At 63.7% G+C, this 15,390-nt stretch carries 13 protein-coding genes; 4 read left to right on the forward strand and 9 right to left on the reverse strand.

Annotated elements, in window-relative coordinates; all coding sequences use genetic code 11:
- Positions 1 to 22: 22 nt before the first annotated feature.
- From PALO_RS10515 to dnaA, 9 genes are all read right to left on the reverse strand, one after another.
- Positions 23 to 655 carry a DUF3566 domain-containing protein gene (locus PALO_RS10515; RefSeq protein ID WP_015583539.1) on the reverse strand — a complete coding sequence of 211 codons (633 nt, stop codon included), beginning with the start codon at positions 653 to 655 and terminating at the stop codon, positions 23 to 25.
- Positions 648 to 3,323 carry a DNA gyrase subunit A gene (gene gyrA / locus PALO_RS10520; protein WP_015583540.1) on the reverse strand — a complete coding sequence of 892 codons (2,676 nt, stop codon included), beginning with the start codon at positions 3,321 to 3,323 and terminating at the stop codon, positions 648 to 650. Before gyrA ends, PALO_RS10515 begins: the two co-directional genes overlap by 8 nt.
- Before the next feature lie 50 nt (positions 3,324 to 3,373).
- Positions 3,374 to 5,431 (reverse strand): DNA topoisomerase (ATP-hydrolyzing) subunit B, encoded by a 2,058-nt coding sequence (gyrB, locus tag PALO_RS10525; RefSeq protein WP_174266661.1) that lies wholly within the window; start codon positions 5,429 to 5,431, stop codon positions 3,374 to 3,376.
- 268 nt (positions 5,432 to 5,699) lie between these two features.
- A complete protein-coding gene (gene manA, locus PALO_RS10530) occupies positions 5,700 to 6,893 on the reverse strand; it encodes a mannose-6-phosphate isomerase, class I (protein ID WP_015583541.1) in 1,194 nt (397 codons plus the stop codon).
- Positions 6,894 to 6,997: 104 nt separating this feature from the next.
- Complete coding sequence (locus PALO_RS10535; protein WP_015583542.1) at positions 6,998 to 7,603, reverse strand: DciA family protein; 606 nt, start codon at positions 7,601 to 7,603, stop codon at positions 6,998 to 7,000.
- A complete protein-coding gene (gene recF, locus PALO_RS10540; protein WP_015583543.1) occupies positions 7,596 to 8,780 on the reverse strand; it encodes a DNA replication/repair protein RecF in 1,185 nt (394 codons plus the stop codon). Before recF ends, PALO_RS10535 begins: the two co-directional genes overlap by 8 nt.
- A gap of 58 nt (positions 8,781 to 8,838) precedes the next feature.
- Entirely contained in the window at positions 8,839 to 9,492 is a 654-nt protein-coding gene (locus tag PALO_RS10545) for a DUF6226 family protein (RefSeq protein WP_015583544.1), read from the reverse strand.
- 142 nt (positions 9,493 to 9,634) lie between these two features.
- Positions 9,635 to 10,795, reverse strand: coding sequence for a DNA polymerase III subunit beta (gene dnaN / locus PALO_RS10550; protein ID WP_015583545.1), 1,161 nt, complete (start codon positions 10,793 to 10,795; stop codon positions 9,635 to 9,637).
- A gap of 565 nt (positions 10,796 to 11,360) precedes the next feature.
- Positions 11,361 to 12,869, reverse strand: coding sequence for a chromosomal replication initiator protein DnaA (dnaA, locus tag PALO_RS10555; protein ID WP_004810063.1), 1,509 nt, complete (start codon positions 12,867 to 12,869; stop codon positions 11,361 to 11,363).
- Positions 12,870 to 13,233: 364 nt separating this feature from the next.
- Between dnaA and rpmH the strand changes: the two genes are divergently transcribed.
- The 4 genes from rpmH to yidC are packed head-to-tail and all read left to right on the forward strand — an operon-like array spanning position 13,234 to position 15,370.
- Positions 13,234 to 13,368: a 50S ribosomal protein L34 gene (gene rpmH, locus PALO_RS10560; RefSeq protein ID WP_004810058.1), complete on the forward strand. Its 135-nt coding sequence runs from the start codon at positions 13,234 to 13,236 to the stop codon at positions 13,366 to 13,368.
- 6 nt (positions 13,369 to 13,374) lie between these two features.
- Positions 13,375 to 13,821 (forward strand): ribonuclease P protein component, encoded by a 447-nt coding sequence (gene rnpA / locus PALO_RS10565; protein WP_015583546.1) that lies wholly within the window; start codon positions 13,375 to 13,377, stop codon positions 13,819 to 13,821.
- Positions 13,818 to 14,291, forward strand: a complete 474-nt coding sequence (gene yidD, locus PALO_RS12155) for a membrane protein insertion efficiency factor YidD (RefSeq protein WP_015583547.1) — start codon at positions 13,818 to 13,820, stop codon at positions 14,289 to 14,291. The genes rnpA and yidD overlap by 4 nt, the downstream gene beginning before the upstream one ends.
- Positions 14,291 to 15,370 (forward strand): membrane protein insertase YidC, encoded by a 1,080-nt coding sequence (yidC, locus tag PALO_RS10580; protein ID WP_015583548.1) that lies wholly within the window; start codon positions 14,291 to 14,293, stop codon positions 15,368 to 15,370. Before yidD ends, yidC begins: the two co-directional genes overlap by 1 nt.
- Positions 15,371 to 15,390 lie beyond the last annotated feature (20 nt).

The raw sequence follows: 15,390 nt of genomic DNA on the forward strand, positions 1-15,390 counted from the left end.
GTTCTCCACGCTTTCAGGGCCCTCAGTCCTCCGCGAGGGTCACCTCCAGACCACCCATGATCTCCGCAGCCAAGTTGTACAGGAAGCTGAACAGGGTCGAGATGGCTGTGAACAGCACCGCGTTGATAGCACCGATGAGGGCCGTCAAACCCAACACTCGCCCAGTGTTGACGTAATCGGACAACTGGAACTTCGAGTTCGAGCTCGGGGAGCTGATGAGATCATTGGCCACCTTGTTCATCGAGTCGAAAGCACCCGAGGCACCGATGATGCCCCAGATGATCCACGTCGCGATGAAGAAGATGATGGCACCGGCGACACCGAAGAGCAGGGAGGTCTTCATGACCGACCACGGGTCAACACGCGTCAGACGCAACCGGGCTTTACGAGTACGCCTGGCAGCGCGAGCGGGCTGATGCGCCTGGGCGGGACGGGAATCCGGCTGATGGGGCGCCTTCTCCCACTTCGTCGCTCTCGCGTCGGCGCGCTTCACCGCAGGGGTCGACGCCGTCGTCCGCTTGCGATCAGACTCTTGACGCGGATCGGGGCGCTGCCGGCCCTTCTCCTGGAAGGTACGACGAGCGTCACCGGCAGTCCAGTGCGTCGCCTCTGGATCATCGGGACCCGGATGCGTCACCTTCTTCTCGTCACTCACCGTTGTCCTCCGGCTTCATGTCGCTTTCCGCCGTATCGACGGTACGGTCGTCGTCCACAGTATCGCCTTGCGGAAGCACATCCCCGGATTCGGTCTGCGTGGCACCACCTTCAGCGGTTTCCACAGCCTTTTCCTCGACGTCCTCCTCGACCGCGTGCTCAGGATTCACCGCGATGATCGAGACGGCGTCGTCACCGTGCACGGAGACGAACTTCACCCCCATCGTCGAGCGTCCCTTGGCGGGAACCTCAGAGACGGCCGACCGTGTGATCTGACCCGAGGTCTTGATGGCGATGATCTCGTCAGCCTCGCTGACCACCAGGCCACCGACGAGGGAACCACGCTCCTCGTTCAGGGCCATGGCCTTGATGCCGAGGCCACCACGTCCCTGCTGGCGGTACTCCGAGACGGCGGTGCGTTTGGCATAGCCACCGTCGGTCGCGGTGAAGATGAAGCGGTCGTCCTCAGGCATGTCGGAGTGAATGATCGACATCGACAGCAGCTCGTCGTCATCTCGGAACTTCATGCCGGTCACGCCGGAGGTGGCACGACCCATCGGCCGCAACTGGTCATCACCGGCGGAGAACCGAATCGCCTGACCCTTGCGACTGATGAGCAGGACGTCGTCCTCGGCCGAGCACTGCTCGGCACCGATGAGCTCGTCGTCCTCGGTACGGAAGTTGATGGCGATGACGCCTGCCTGACGGGAGGAGTCGTAGGCCTTGAGGGCAGTCTTCTTGACCAGGCCCTTACGGGTCGCCAACAGCAGGTACTCGGCGTCCTCGTAGGAGCGCAGGGTCATGACCTGGGCGATCTTCTCGTCGGGCAGGAAGCTCAGCAGTCCGGCGACGTGGCCACCCTTGGCGTCACGGCCGGCCTCCGGCAGCTGCCACACCTTGGTGCGGTAGACACGGCCCATGTTCGTGAAGAAGAGGATCCACTGGTGGTTGGTGGTCGTGAACAGCTGGGCCACCTCGTCGTCAGCACGCAGGCTCGCACCGCGAACACCCTTGCCACCGCGCTTCTGCACGCGGTAGAGGTCGGTGCGGGTGCGTTTGGCGTAACCACCACGGGTGATGGTGACGACGACATCGTCGTCGGGGATGAAGTCCTCCTCGGAGAAGTCCCCGTCAGCCGCGATGATGCGGGTGCGACGCTCGTCACCGTACTTCTCGACGATCTCGGCGAGCTCGGTCGAGATGATCTCGCGCTGACGATCCTCGCTGGCCAGGATGGCCTTGTAACCGGCGATGAGACGCTCGAGTTCCTCGAGACGGTCGATGATCTTCTGACGCTCCAAGGCGGCCAGACGACGCAGCTGCATGTCGAGGATGGCGCGAGCCTGGATCTCGTCGATGTCGAGCAGCTCCTGCAGGCCGGTGCTGGCGGCCTCGGTGTTCGGGGAGCGACGGATGAGGGCGATGACCTCGTCGAGCATGTCGAGGGCCTTGACGAGGGCCCGCTGGATGTGGGCGTCCTTCTCGGCCTGGGCCAGACGGTACTCGGTACGCCTGCGGATGACCTCCATCTGATGGTCGATCCAGTAACTGATGAACTGGTCCAGACGCAGGGTGCGCGGCACGTTGTCCACCAGGGCCAGCATGTTGCAGCCGAAGGTGTCCTGCAGAGCGGTGTGCTTGTACAGGTTGTTCATGACGACGCGCGGCTGGGCATCCCTCTTGAGGACGATGACCAGACGCTGACCGGTACGGGCCGAGGAGTCGTCACGAATGTCGGCGATGCCGTTGATACGACCGGAGTTCACCAGGTCGGCAATCTTGGTTGCGAGGTTGTCGGGGTTACACATGTAGGGCAACTCGGTGACGACCAGGCTCTGGCGTCCCTTCTTGTCCTCCTCCATGTCGATGACGGCACGCATCGTCACCGAGCCACGGCCGGTCCGGTAGGCGTCCTCGATTCCCTGACGGCCCACGATGAGCGCGCCACCAGGGAAGTCAGGACCCTTGATCCGCTCCATGCACGCCTCGAGCAGCTCCTCCTGGGAGGCCTCGGGGTGGGTCAGGGACCACTGCACGGCCTCGTTGATCTCACACAGGTTGTGGGTCGGGATGTTGGTTGCCATACCGACCGCGATGCCCGAGGACCCGTTGACGAGCAGGTTGGGGAACCGGGCGGGCAGGACGACCGGCTCGGTCTCCTTGTTGTCGTAATTCGGCTGGAAGTCGACGGTGTCCTGGTCGATGTCGCGGACCATCTCCATGGCCAGCGGAGCCATCTTGCACTCGGTGTATCGCATGGCGGCCGCGCCGTCATTGCCCTGGGAACCGAAGTTGCCCTGGCCCTGGACCAGCTTGTGGCGCATGGCCCACGGCTGGGCCAGACGCACCAAGGTGTCATAGATGGCCGAGTCGCCGTGCGGATGATACTTGCCCATGACGTCGCCGACGACACGGGAACACTTGTTCCAGCCGCGGTCGGGACGGTAGCCGCCGTCATACATCGCGTAGATGACGCGACGGTGCACCGGCTTGAGGCCATCGCGCACGTCGGGCAGTGCTCGCCCGACGATGACGCTCATCGCGTAGTCGAGGTAGGCATTCTGGATCTCGTCGCGAATCTCTACCGGCTGGATCCCGACGTGGCGGCCGGTCACCAGTCCTTGACGGTCGGCCTGGTTCTGCTCGTCGGGCTTCTCATCGTCAGCCATGGAGTGTCCTTTGAATGATCAGTGGATGAGGGGAGGGTTCGAGGGGGTGCTCAGATGTCGAGGAAGCGGACGTCCTTGGCATTGCGCTGGATGAAGGACCGGCGCTGCTCGACGTCCTCACCCATGAGGATGGAGAACATCTGGTCGGCCAGGGCGGCGTCCTCGAGGGTCACCTGGAGCAGCAAACGCTTGTCGGGGTCCATGGTGGTGTCCCACAGGTCCTCGGCATCCATCTCGCCCAGACCCTTGTAGCGCTGGATCGGGTTGACCTGAGGCAGCTTCTTGCCATGGGCCAGACCGTCCTGACGCAGCAGGTCACGCTCCTCGTCAGAGTAGGCCAACTCGTGAGGAGAGTTCGTCCACCGTAGCCGGAACAGCGGCGGCTGGGCCAGGTAGACGTGACCGGCGTCGATGACTGGGCGCATGAACCGGAACAGCAGGGTCAGCAGCAGGGTGCGGATGTGCGCGCCGTCGACGTCAGCGTCAGCCATGAGGATGATCTTGTGGTAGCGCAACTTGTCCAGATCGAAGTCCTCGTGGACGCCGGTTCCCAGCGCGTTGATGATCGACTCGATGGTCTCCGAGCTCAGCGCGCGGTCGAGACGGGCCTTCTCGACGTTGAGGATCTTGCCTCGCATCGGCAGGATCGCCTGGATCCGCGGGTCGCGACCCTGGGAGGCCGAGCCACCGGCGGAGTCACCCTCCACGATGAAGATCTCGCACTCCTCCGGGTTGGTCGAGGAGCAGTCCTTGAGCTTGCCCGGCAGGGAGGTCGAGCCCAGCAGACCCTTGCGGTTACGGGCCAGGTCGCGGGCCTTGCGAGCTGCGACACGCGCCTGGGCGGCCGCCTGGGACTTGCGGACGATGTTCTTGCCCTCGTTGGGGTTCTCCTCGAACCAGTCGGAGAGCTTCTCGTTGAGAGCCTTCTGGACGAAGGACTTGGCCTCGGCGTTACCGAGCTTGGTCTTCGTCTGGCCCTCGAACTGCGGTTCGGTGAGCTTGATGGAGACGACGGCGGTCAGTCCCTCGCGGATGTCGTCACCGGAGACGCGGTCCTCACGCTTCTTGATGAGTCCCCAGGTCTCGCCCCACCGGTTGACGGTGTTGGTGAGAGCGGCACGGAAGCCCTCCTCGTGGGCGCCACCCTCGATGGTGTTGATGGCGTTGGCGAAGGTGTGGACGCTAGTGGTGTACGAGGTGTTCCACTGCATTGCGATCTCCAGACCCATGCCCTCCTCAGGACGATGGGACTCCAGGGAGATGATGGTGGGATTGATGACGTCGCGGGTGCCCGTGAGGAAGCGGACGTAGTCCTTGAGGCCCTCGTTGTAGAGGAAGTCCTCGTGGATGGGATTGCCGTCCTCGTCGACATGACCTTCACGGCGGTCAGTCAGCATGATCCGCAGTCCCTTGTTGAGGAAGGCCATCTCGCGGAAGCGGTTCGACAGGGTCTCGTATTCGAAGACGATGGAGTCGAAGATCTCGTCGGAGGGCTGGAAGCGCACCGTGGTGCCCTCGTGCTCGTCAGGGCCAAGGGCCTCGAGCTGCTCCAACGGGCCGTCCGGCTCGCCCAGGCTGAAGGACTGACGCCAGTGGTAGCCGTCACGCCGCACCTCGACGACGAAATGGGAGGCCAAGGCGTTGACGACCGAGGAACCGACGCCGTGCAGACCGCCGGAGACCTTGTAGCCCCCGTTGCCGAACTTGCCGCCGGCGTGCAGCTTGGTCAGCACCAGGGTGACGGTAGGGATGTGCTCGACGGGGTGCTCCTTGACCGGGATACCACGTCCGTTGTCGGTGACCTGGCACCAGTTGTCGTCGAGCAGCTCGACCTGAATGGTGTCGCAGTAACCGGCCATTGCCTCGTCGACCGAGTTGTCGACGATCTCGTAGACGCAGTGGTGCAGACCGCGCTCACCGGTGGAACCGATGTACATACCGGGACGCTTCCGGACGGCTTCCAGACCTTCCAGGACAGTGATCTGACCGGCGTCATAGGATCCATCGACGGTCGTCGGGGAAAGATCCGAGTCAAGGACGTCAGGATGATCGGTGGCGTCGATGAGAAGGTCCTCGGGGGTGTCCCCGTCGGTCACGGACTCGGGCATCTCGGGCTGGCTCACGGGCAATGCGCTCCTGTGTCTCTGCAGAGGTCACGGTGACCTCCGGGGTTGGCGTCACCGTCGGATGTCATGCGCCGACGGAGAGCCCAACGCCCCGATGTTACCGCAATCCTGAGCGGTACCGGACACCGGAACCCGCGAGACGGACGTTGAGAGGGTCTGTGAGCGATTCGACCCCCATCCCCGACCACGGGGTCCGGGATGGGGGTCACGGCGTCTGCAGCGGTACGCCGCCTCTCACACCTCTATCAGCTCAGGAGTGGTCAGCGTCAACCCCGGCGCCTGCCAGGAATCCACGCCCCTGGCCAGTCACCGTCACCTCCTCGCCTGCCGGCAGCCATGCCGACTGACCACGATTCAGTTCACAGTCCTCATCGTCGCAGTGAGCAACCAGCTGCCCCTCCGTGACGAGGAGAATCCGGCCCAGGTCGGTAGCCGGAAGTAAGAGGGTGTCGTCGTGTCCCTGCAGGGCCCACAACCGGAATTCCGGGAACTCGGTGCGGTAGAGACCCACTCCTGGGGACACCTGAACCGCGTACTCACCGACGCACGGCTCGGGAGTCATGATGGCATGGTCGAGCAGGGCATCGACGTCGACGTACTTGCTCGTCAGGCCACCACGCAGGACGTTGTCGGAGTTGGCCATGATCTCAACACCGGTGCCACCGAGGTAGGCGTGCATGGTGCCGGCTCCCAGGTGAATCTGCTGACCAGGTGCCAGTCGCACCCGGTTCATGAGCAGGGCGACGAGGATGGACGTGTCACCGGGATGGTCCTCGGACAGCTCGACGGCGGTGCGCGCCAAGCCCCGAACAGCCTCGTCAGTGCCCTCCTCAAGATACGTGCGGGAAGCTGCCACGACTCCTTCCACGACGGTCACGACCTTCTCGTCACCCGAGAGCACCGTCGCGACGACCTTGGCCAGTCCGTCGTCCTGGCCCAGCGGCGCGAGCACCTCATCCAGTCCGTCGAGCTTCCCCAGTCCCGACAGCAGAACCAGGGAGGAGGACGGGTCACGGAAACCACACAGAGCGTCGAAATCCGTGAGAGCGACGATCATCTCGGGCTTCGGCCAGTCGTCACGGAAGATGCGATTGGGATCACCCGGGCCCACTCCCGCCTCGTTCTCAGCGGCGAATCCCCTCTCGGCCTGCCCACGCGACGGATGGGCCTGGATACTCAGGGCATGGGAGGCCGACAGGATCTTGAGCAGGAAGGGCAAGCGATCACCAAAGGCGTCGCGGCTGGCCCGCCCGAGTTCCTCGGGGTGGTCAGCCAGCCACTGATCCAAGGTGACGCCGTCGGCCAGAACTGACGGAGCCTTGGGGTGAGCCCCCAGCCAGTACTCAGCCCACGGCTGTCCATTCGGCTGCTCGCCGAGAATCTCGGGGATTGCCTGATCCGATCCCCAGTCGTAGTGCTGAACCTCACCGACCAAACGCTGCATCTGACCTCCTCATGGTCGAGTACAACGTTACGGGTATCACCCTATGTGAGCCATATTCTCGCGGGTTCTTCGCTCAATGCCGACGCCCTCAAAGGTCAATGATCTCAGCCATAGGTGTCGCGCGGCCCACGACCCGGCACGGACCTGGAACCGTGTTTCCAACTGGGAGCAGTGGGGCCCTCGATGATGACCCTGGTGACGGTCCCCTCACCCAGCCGACGATTGAGTTCGGCAACCAGCTGTGGCGCGATGGTGCGCAAGGAGGTCGCCCACACCGTCGCCTCGGTACGGACGGTCAGGACCGTGCCCTGATACTTGACCGGACGGGAGTGCTCAGCATTGGTCGGACCGACGAGTTCTGGCCAGCGTGAGAGGACCAGGTGCAGGTTGACCTGACGTCCCCATCCCTTGGACTTCACAAGGTTGGTGAAGGCATCCCCCAGGGCCATCGGGTCGCGGGCATCCTTTCCCGGGCCAGACCATGTCGGGGTACTGGGAGGACGACGACGTCTCCTCACCATGGAACGTCGAGGTGGTGGCAACAACACCTCACCGTCGTCGTCACGACGCGGGGTTCCCGCCGGTTCACCACGGGAAGCCCGAGCAATGGCCAGGGCGACGTCGACCCCTTCGTCGTCATGGTCGGCTGCCAGGCGACGGTCCTCGTCGGAAGGGACGACCGGGTCGCGCGGATCAACTCCGTCAGTCATCGTCACTCCCCTCATGGGGCAGCACCTGGCCGCCACCGACGTCGAACCTCTCCCCGCGCAGGATCTCGGGAACGTCCGAGGCTACTGCGGCCGTCACCAGGACCTGATCAGCCTCGATGACAGAGGACGCCAGCCGTCCACGTCGAGTGGCGTCAAGTTCGGCGAAGACGTCGTCGAGGACGAGAACAGGCTCGATGCCGTCGTCCCGCAGCAACTGGAAGGACCCCAGCCGCAAGGCCAGCGCCAATGACCACGATTCACCATGGGAGGCATACCCCTTGGCCGGCATTTCTCCGATGTGCAGGACGATGTCGTCGCGTTGTGGACCGACGAGGGTGACGCCACGGATGAGCTCGTCGGCTCGCCGTTTCGCCAGGGCGTCGAGGAATCGGTTCGCCAGCTCCTTGCGGTCGATGGGCTCGGGGATCTGGCCCTCCTGGGGAGGTGACCACAGTCCGTCGAGGTCGATGGTCGACTTGTACGAGGCGGTCACCAGGTCATTGACCGGGGCGATCTCACGGTAGGCGGCCGAGGTCAGTGGCATGACGGCCGACAAGGTGTCAAGCCGAGCTGACAGGAGCTCGGCACCGATGGTGGCCAACTCGTCGTCCCAGATCTCCATGGTCGCGCCGATCTCGGCTCCCGCCGACGGTCCCCTTCCAGCCAGGGACTTGAGCAGGGCATTGCGCTGTTTGAGGACGCGCTCGTAGTCTGACTTCACCCCGGCCATCCGCGGCCATCGTGTCATCACCAGCCCGTCGAGGAAGGTGCGACGATCTGACGGATCACCACGGACGATGACAAGGTCATTGGGCGAGAACACCACGGTTCGCAACACCCCGAGGATCTCGCGAGGTCGGGTCAGTGGAGCGCGATTGATCCGTGCCCGATTGGCACGCCGCGGATTGATCTCGACCTCGAGGAGCAGACTGCGGGAATCCTCGGCCCCGGCACGGACTCGGCCGCGCACCACGGCCTGATGAGCTCCCAGCCTCACCAGCGGGGTGTCATTGTTGACGCGGTGTGACGACAGGGTGGACAGGTATTCCACGGCCTCGACGAGATTGGTCTTTCCCTGACCGTTGAAGCCGATGAAGGTCGTCACCCCCGCTGTCATGGGGACGTCGGCGCGGACGTAGGAGCGGAAATCGACCAGTTCGAGACGCTCGACGAACATCCGGACCTCCCTCCGACCGCTGTCAGGCCGTCCGAGTCAGGTTACCGGAGCGAGTTGTTCACAGCCATGGCCTGCCGTGCAGGACGACGCAGCCCTCGGGGAGGAGTGGATCATCACCGCTGCGAATGGCATCGACGACGGCTTCCGGTTCAGACAACGGCGCAGGACCGTCTCCTCCCCACTCCAACGCACAGCGTCGGCTGGTGGCCACCAGCCGGAAGGCCGATCGATCCGCGTCCGAGGGGGCGACGATGGAGACGAGACTGCCGTCGACGAGGGCCGTCATGTCGTCGTCGAGAACGGCCAACAGGTCTTGCGACCCGGAGTCACAGGCATCACAGGCACAGTCGGGGACGATGTCGAAGGGGTCGGCGTCGGAGGTGACGGACAGCCCGACGAAGGGAACCTGGTCGAAGGTAACGACGGAGACATGCAGCGGCAGGGTGTTTCCGTGCGGGCTCGACCAACGCTGCTGCAACTGGTCCTCCCCCTTGGCCATGGTGTCGACGTCGACGTCGCACAGAGTGGAAAGGGCCTGCTGCCAGGCTTGCAGACGCAGCACGAGAGCTCGATACCGCTGTGGATCGGTAACCCTGCTGTACTCCTCCTCGGCCGCTATCTGGTTGTCAGCGTGGGGATCGGGCCATGAAGGCGCATTGAGGGCATCGAAGACGCGGTCGACCTCGGTCCGGACGTCAGCGATGGTTGTCATGCCAACAGTGTGGCAATCCCACTGACTGGACGATCCAGCACCCCATGCCCCTGGTCCACAAGTCAGAGTGCTATGGAACCTTCACGAGTCGGCCTTGTCGGATCATGCCCGTCGACAAGGCCCATTAGTGTCGTGGGATCGGTCAGGAGGGAAGCCTCATGAGCATGATGACGTGGCGGTAATCCGTCTCCGGCTTGCCGTCGAGATCATTGAGTCCGGTCACCAGGCAGGGCTTGCCGGGAGCGGTGAAGGAGAAGTGGACGTAAGGGGTGTCCAAGGCACCGAGGGCGTCGGACAGGTAGTGCGGGTTGAATCCAGCTGCCGTGATGGTGGGTTCTCCGTCAACATGGTTGGTGACGATGGCCTCGATGGCCTCGGAGGCCTGGGCCTGGTCACCGGTGGCGGCCGACAGGGCGACCGAATCGTCATTAATGACCATGCGTAGCGGGGTGTTGCGCTCGGCCACCAGGGAGACACGACGCACCGAGTTGATGAGCTCGTCGGTACGAGCGCGCACCGATCGGGTGGCCTTGATGTCCATGAGGTGACGAACCTTGGGGAATTCGCCACTCAGCAGACGGGTGGTCATCCGACGCACACCGTTGGCACCATCACCCTCGAAACCAACCAGACCCTCGCCGCTCTCGCCCGAGGAGAGGTTCACGGTGACGTGCTCACCGGAGGTCATGGAGCGGGCGGTCTCGTTCATGACCTTGGCCGGCACCAGGGCGGTGGCCTCGGCGTCGGTGGCGGCCGGGTTCCAGGTGATCTCCTTGAGGGCCATGCGGTAACGGTCGGTGGCCAGCAGGGAGAGGACCTCGCCGTTGATCTCGACGCGCACGCCGGTGAAGACCGGCAACAACTCGTCGCGTCCAGCGGCCACGACGACCTGGGCGACAGCCCGGGAGAAGACATCGGCCTCAACGGTTCCGGTGGCAGCCGGCATCTGCGGCAGATCGGGGTACTCGTCGACCGGCAGGGCCTGCAGGGTGAAGCGGGCAGATCCACAGACCAGATCCATCTTGGCGGGATCCGTGGTGATCTGGACCGGCTTGTTGGGCAAGCTGCGCGCAATGTCGGCCAGCAGCTTGCCGGAAACCAGGGATTCGCCGGGCTCGTCAACCTGGGCGGGAAGGGTGATCTGGGCGCTGGTCTCGTTGTCGGAGGCAGACATCACGACGGAGTCACCCTCGGCGCGTACGAACAGTCCAGCCAGGATCGGCACTGTCGGCCGGTTCGGCAGGCTGCGGGCAGCCCAGGCGACAGCTTCGGCCATGACATCGCGTTCCAGACGGATTTTCACTGCGTCCCCTTGACTTGGCGTCTTGCACCCCATGGTGCTTGCAGGTCGATCATATCCATGCCACAGGACGAATCGCACCCACGTGACGCCAACGTTGAGGGTGTGGTCGGCGATGTCGGGGAAAATTCCGTCAGTAGATCTCGTCGGGTGAGCAACGGCGAAGGAGGCCTTGTCCCCAAATCCACACCCACAGATTTTTAAGAGATGGAGATGTATGTCCTTTCTTCATCGTCATAACCGCTGTGGATCTTGTGGATAATCCCTGAAACCCGTTGTCACAGAGTTTTTGGTGATGTGGATGACGACGTGGACCGGATGTGTGTGCCGAAGGGGTTCCTGTGGACGGCCGACGTTGTCCCATGGTTGTCCCCCGACTATCCACTGGTTTTCCACACCCGAGTGTGGGGATGGGGACGAACGCGTCCGTGCGCGGGTCAAGACGGTGCCTGGGGGGTGGGAATGGGTCCTGCGCTCATGGTTTCAGGCCGGGAGCGGGCAGACAGCAGCATGACCGGAGGGACGGCCGATGGCGGTCCTGGAGGCGCCCAGAATTGTGGAGAGCCGCTCAGTACTGCTTGATGCGGTTGGTGATCTCGGAAACCTGGTTGAAGATCTGACGCTGCTCCCCCATGAGAGCGCGGATCTTGCGGTCGGCGTGCATCACCGTGGTGTGGTCCTTGCCACCGAACTCAGCACCGATCTTGGGCAGCGAGAGATCAGTGAGTTCACGACACAGATACATGGCGATCTGGCGAGCAGTGACGAGAGTCTGGGCGCGCGAGGTGCCCAGCAGGTCGTCAGTGGAAATGTCGAAGTAGCTGGCCGTCTCGGCGATGATTCGCTCGGGAGTCACCGGGGTCTCTCGTCCCTCCGGAATGAGGTCCTTGAGGACGACCTCGGCCAGGGAGGTGTCCACCGGTTGTTGGTTGAGGCTGGCGAAGGCCGTCACCCGGATGAGGGCGCCTTCGAGCTCACGGATGTTGGTCTGGATGCGGCTGGCGATGAACTCCAGCACATCCGGCTCGACCTCGATCTTCTCGGCCGCAACCTTGCGTCGCAGGATGGCGATTCGGGTCTCCAGATCCGGAGGCTGAATGTCGGTCAACAGACCCCACTCGAATCGGCTGCGCAGGCGGGGCTCGAGGGCCTCCAACAGTTTCGGCGGCCGATCGGAGGTCATGACGATCTGCTTCTGGGCGTTGTGGAGCGTGTTGAAGGTGTGGAAGAACTCCTCCTGGGTCTGGATCTTCGACTCCAGGAACTGGATGTCATCGACCAGCAGGACGTCGACGTCGCGGTAGGAGCGACGGAATTCCCTGGTGCGGTTGGTTCCGATGGCGTTGATGAAGTCGTTGGTGAGTTCCTCGGTGGAGACGTACTTCACCTTGACGTTGTCGTAGTACGACATCACGTAGCGACCGATGGCGTGCAGCAGGTGGGTCTTGCCCAGTCCGGAGCCGCCATAGACGAGCAGCGGGTTGTACGACTTGCCGGGAGCCTCGGCGACGGCGACGGCAGCCGCGTGGGCGAATCGGTTGGAAGCGCCGATGACGAAGGAGTCGAAGGTGTACTTGGGATTGAGCCGGGTGCTCTCGTCATCATCGACACTGGGGACTGGCTGGGTGGAGGGTTCAGTCGCTCCGACGGTGACCTTGGGAACGAATTGGGCCGGTGGGACGGGAGCCTCTTCCTCCTCGTCGTCATGTTCGGGGGCACCGAGGGCCAACTCCAGATCGGGGTCGATGGTGATGGCGAGATGGATGCCCTTGTGGAACTGGTCGGAGAGGAGTTCCTCGAGCTCATGTCGCATCTTGGACTCGACGCGTTCACGGGCGAACTCGTTGGGGACGGCGATCATGACGGTCGAGCCGTGCATCGTCACCGGTGTGGTGTTGGACAACCACGCCCGGTTGGGTTTGGAGACCTTCTTGAGGATTTCGTCCCAGGCCGCGTTGAGTGCTTCGGTGGGATCACTGTCAACCGGCTGCGAACTCATCGGTGGGGGCAGCACGGCGTCCGGATGGATCGGCGCGGGACGGGGGTGGTCGGCGTCGCCGAACGGGGTGTCGGACATTCCACCACCTGTTCCCTAGAAGTCGTCGAGAGTTGTCCACACAGTTTTCCACAACCCGTGTGTCAAGGCACCGGAGGGGCACCGCACTGTCGAACGCTAGTGAGTCACGGGTCCATCCGCAACCGGTTTGAGTGGCTTGTCAAGCGGGTCAGAGGACTACATGACTGTGGTTTCATGGGTGTTGTTCGATGACTACTCGTTGCGAGGTTGTCAGTTTGCCGATGACGGGGTCGACAACGTACAGTTATCCGGTCGCTGTCTTCAGCGTCCACTTCCCCTGCGCCCATCCGGGCGCCCCGGACACATGGGACCGGCTCGTGTCGATCCCCCGGGTGATCCCCGAGACACAAGGGAGAACATCCCCGTGAAGCGCACTTTCCAGCCCAGCAATCGTCGTCGTGCCCGCAACCACGGTTTCCGTTCCCGCATGAGCACCCGTGCCGGCCGCGGCATCCTCGCTGCTCGTCGTCGCAAGGGTCGCGCCAAGCTGTCGGCCTGAGTCCCCATGCTGCCCGCCCGGTCGCGGATGCACCGTCCCGGTGACTTCCGCGCCGCGGTCCGCGGGGGCGTCAGATCAGGCCGTCCTACTCTCGTCGTCCACGCTGGACGATGTGCACAGGTTCGGCCCGATCCGACCGACATCACCGAGTTGTCCACAGCCGCTGTGGACAACTGTGGTACCGGTGGGCCATCAGCGTCCGACGGACCGATCACTTCCCGATCCGAGCTCGCGCCCCGGGTCGGTTTTGTCGTCTCCAAGGCCGTGGGTAATGCCGTCACCCGCAATCGTGTGAAGCGGCGCTTGCGGCACCTGTGTCGCCCCCTCGTCGACGAACTCGAGGACGGCACCGTCGTCGTCGTGCGGGCTCTGCCGGCTGCCGCAACCGAACCGGGTCGAGTCGCGAAGGATCTCGACGGCGCATGGCACCAGGCACTGCGGAAACTTCGATGATGGCTGCAGCGGTACCGGCACGGCGACCGGATCACAGCAGTGGCGTGTGGGGCACGCTGCGGCGGTTTCGTCCCCTCACGTGGCTGGCCATTGGCTTCGTCAAGGGCTGGCGTGCCTTCATCTCGCCGTTTTACGGAGACGTCTGCAAGTACGAGCCGAGCTGTTCCGCCTACGGTCTGCGAGCCCTGAAGGTGCACGGAGTGTTCCGGGCGACGCCGATGATCATCTGGCGGATCCTACGATGCAATCCATGGTCCAACGGCGGGTACGACCCAGTGCCGCGCACCCCCGAGGCAAGACAATGGCGTGAACTCCACCCCGAGCTCGCGCGCTCCACAAAGAAACCGACCGATGACCTGACGGGTGATGACCCGAGGGATCGCGGATCGGTCCCACGAACCATCCCCGGACACACCGATCCGGGGAGTACCCACATGGGTACCCCTTCCCACACCCGAGGTGAGAACTGATGCTCAACCCGCTGGTCATACTCGGCCTGGGCGGCGCCCTCCATGCGATGGGTCACGCCATCATGGTGCCGCTGTACTGGGCGGTGTCCGGCCTGCTCGTCCTCTTCCACTACCTGTGGTCGCCGCTGTTCGGTCGCGACTCTGGCGTGTCGTGGACGTTGGCCATCGTCTGTCTGACGATCTTCATCCGCCTGCTGTTGGTGCCGCTGTTCGTCAAGCAGATCAACTCTGCGCGATCGATGCAGCTCATCCAGCCGAAGATGAAGGCCATTCAGGAGAAGTACGGCGACGACCGGGAACGTGCCGGCCAGGAGATGATGAACCTCTACCGCGAGGAAGGGGTCAACCCGGCGGCGTCCTGTCTCCCTGTGTTGCTGCAGATGCCGATCTTCCTGGCTCTGTTCCGCGTGCTCGACGGTGCCTCCCGCGGTATTGCCCGCGGTCACTTCTTCACCGAGAATCCGGGGCTCATGGAATCCCTGCAGCACGCCAAGTTCTTCGGCGCTGAGCTGGCCGGTCGCTTCCTGCCGATGAACGACGGCTTCGGCGGCACCCAGGTCGTCGCCCTGGTTCTCATCATCATCATGGTGGCGACGCTGTTCTACACCCAGCTTCAGCTGATGCGGAAGAACATGCCGCCGGAGTCCCTGACCGGCCCGATGGCACAGCAGCAGAAGATGATGATTTACCTCTTCCCGCTGATGTACCTGTTCTCCGGTGTGAGCTTCCCGATCGGCGTCATGCTCTACTGGTGCACCTCGAACCTGTGGACTCTCGGTCAGCAGGAGATCCTCATTCGTAACAACCCGACGCCGAACACCCCGGCCTACATCGACTGGCGTGAGCGCATGATCGCCAAGGGCAAGGATCCCGACGAGATCGAGCGTGCCCGTCGTGAGAAGCGTCGCCGCAAGGTCGTCGCCCCCACTCCGGTGGCAACTGCTGAGGATGGCGAGAAGCCGATGGTTGCCCGTCAGGGTGTCACCCGTCAGACGGTACGCAAGGACGCCAGTGGTGGTCGTCAGGTCGTCCGTCGCCAGCAGCCTGCCAAGCAGACGCGAGCCCAACGCAAGAAGTGAGGCCGGGCCCCGGACCCGTC

It is taken from the genome of Cutibacterium avidum 44067, assembly GCF_000367205.1.
GTDB lineage: Bacteria > Actinomycetota > Actinomycetes > Propionibacteriales > Propionibacteriaceae > Cutibacterium > Cutibacterium avidum.

Bases quoted from the DNA above. Each gene is read 5' to 3' on its own strand.
- PALO_RS10535 (WP_015583542.1), bottom strand. From the start codon at position 7,603: ATGACTGACGGAGTTGATCCGCGCGACCCGGTCGTCCCTTCCGACGAG.
- gyrA (WP_015583540.1), bottom strand. From the start codon at position 3,323: ATGGCTGACGATGAGAAGCCCGACGAGCAGAACCAGGCCGACCGTCAA.
- rnpA (WP_015583546.1), top strand. From the start codon at position 13,375: ATGCTGCCCGCCCGGTCGCGGATGCACCGTCCCGGTGACTTCCGCGCC.
- dnaA (WP_004810063.1), bottom strand. From the start codon at position 12,869: ATGTCCGACACCCCGTTCGGCGACGCCGACCACCCCCGTCCCGCGCCG.
- recF (WP_015583543.1), bottom strand. From the start codon at position 8,780: ATGTTCGTCGAGCGTCTCGAACTGGTCGATTTCCGCTCCTACGTCCGC.
- manA (WP_015583541.1), bottom strand. From the start codon at position 6,893: ATGCAGCGTTTGGTCGGTGAGGTTCAGCACTACGACTGGGGATCGGAT.
- yidC (WP_015583548.1), top strand. From the start codon at position 14,291: ATGCTCAACCCGCTGGTCATACTCGGCCTGGGCGGCGCCCTCCATGCG.
- gyrB (WP_174266661.1), bottom strand. From the start codon at position 5,431: ATGCCCGAGTCCGTGACCGACGGGGACACCCCCGAGGACCTTCTCATC.
- PALO_RS10545 (WP_015583544.1), bottom strand. From the start codon at position 9,492: ATGACAACCATCGCTGACGTCCGGACCGAGGTCGACCGCGTCTTCGAT.
- yidD (WP_015583547.1), top strand. From the start codon at position 13,818: ATGATGGCTGCAGCGGTACCGGCACGGCGACCGGATCACAGCAGTGGC.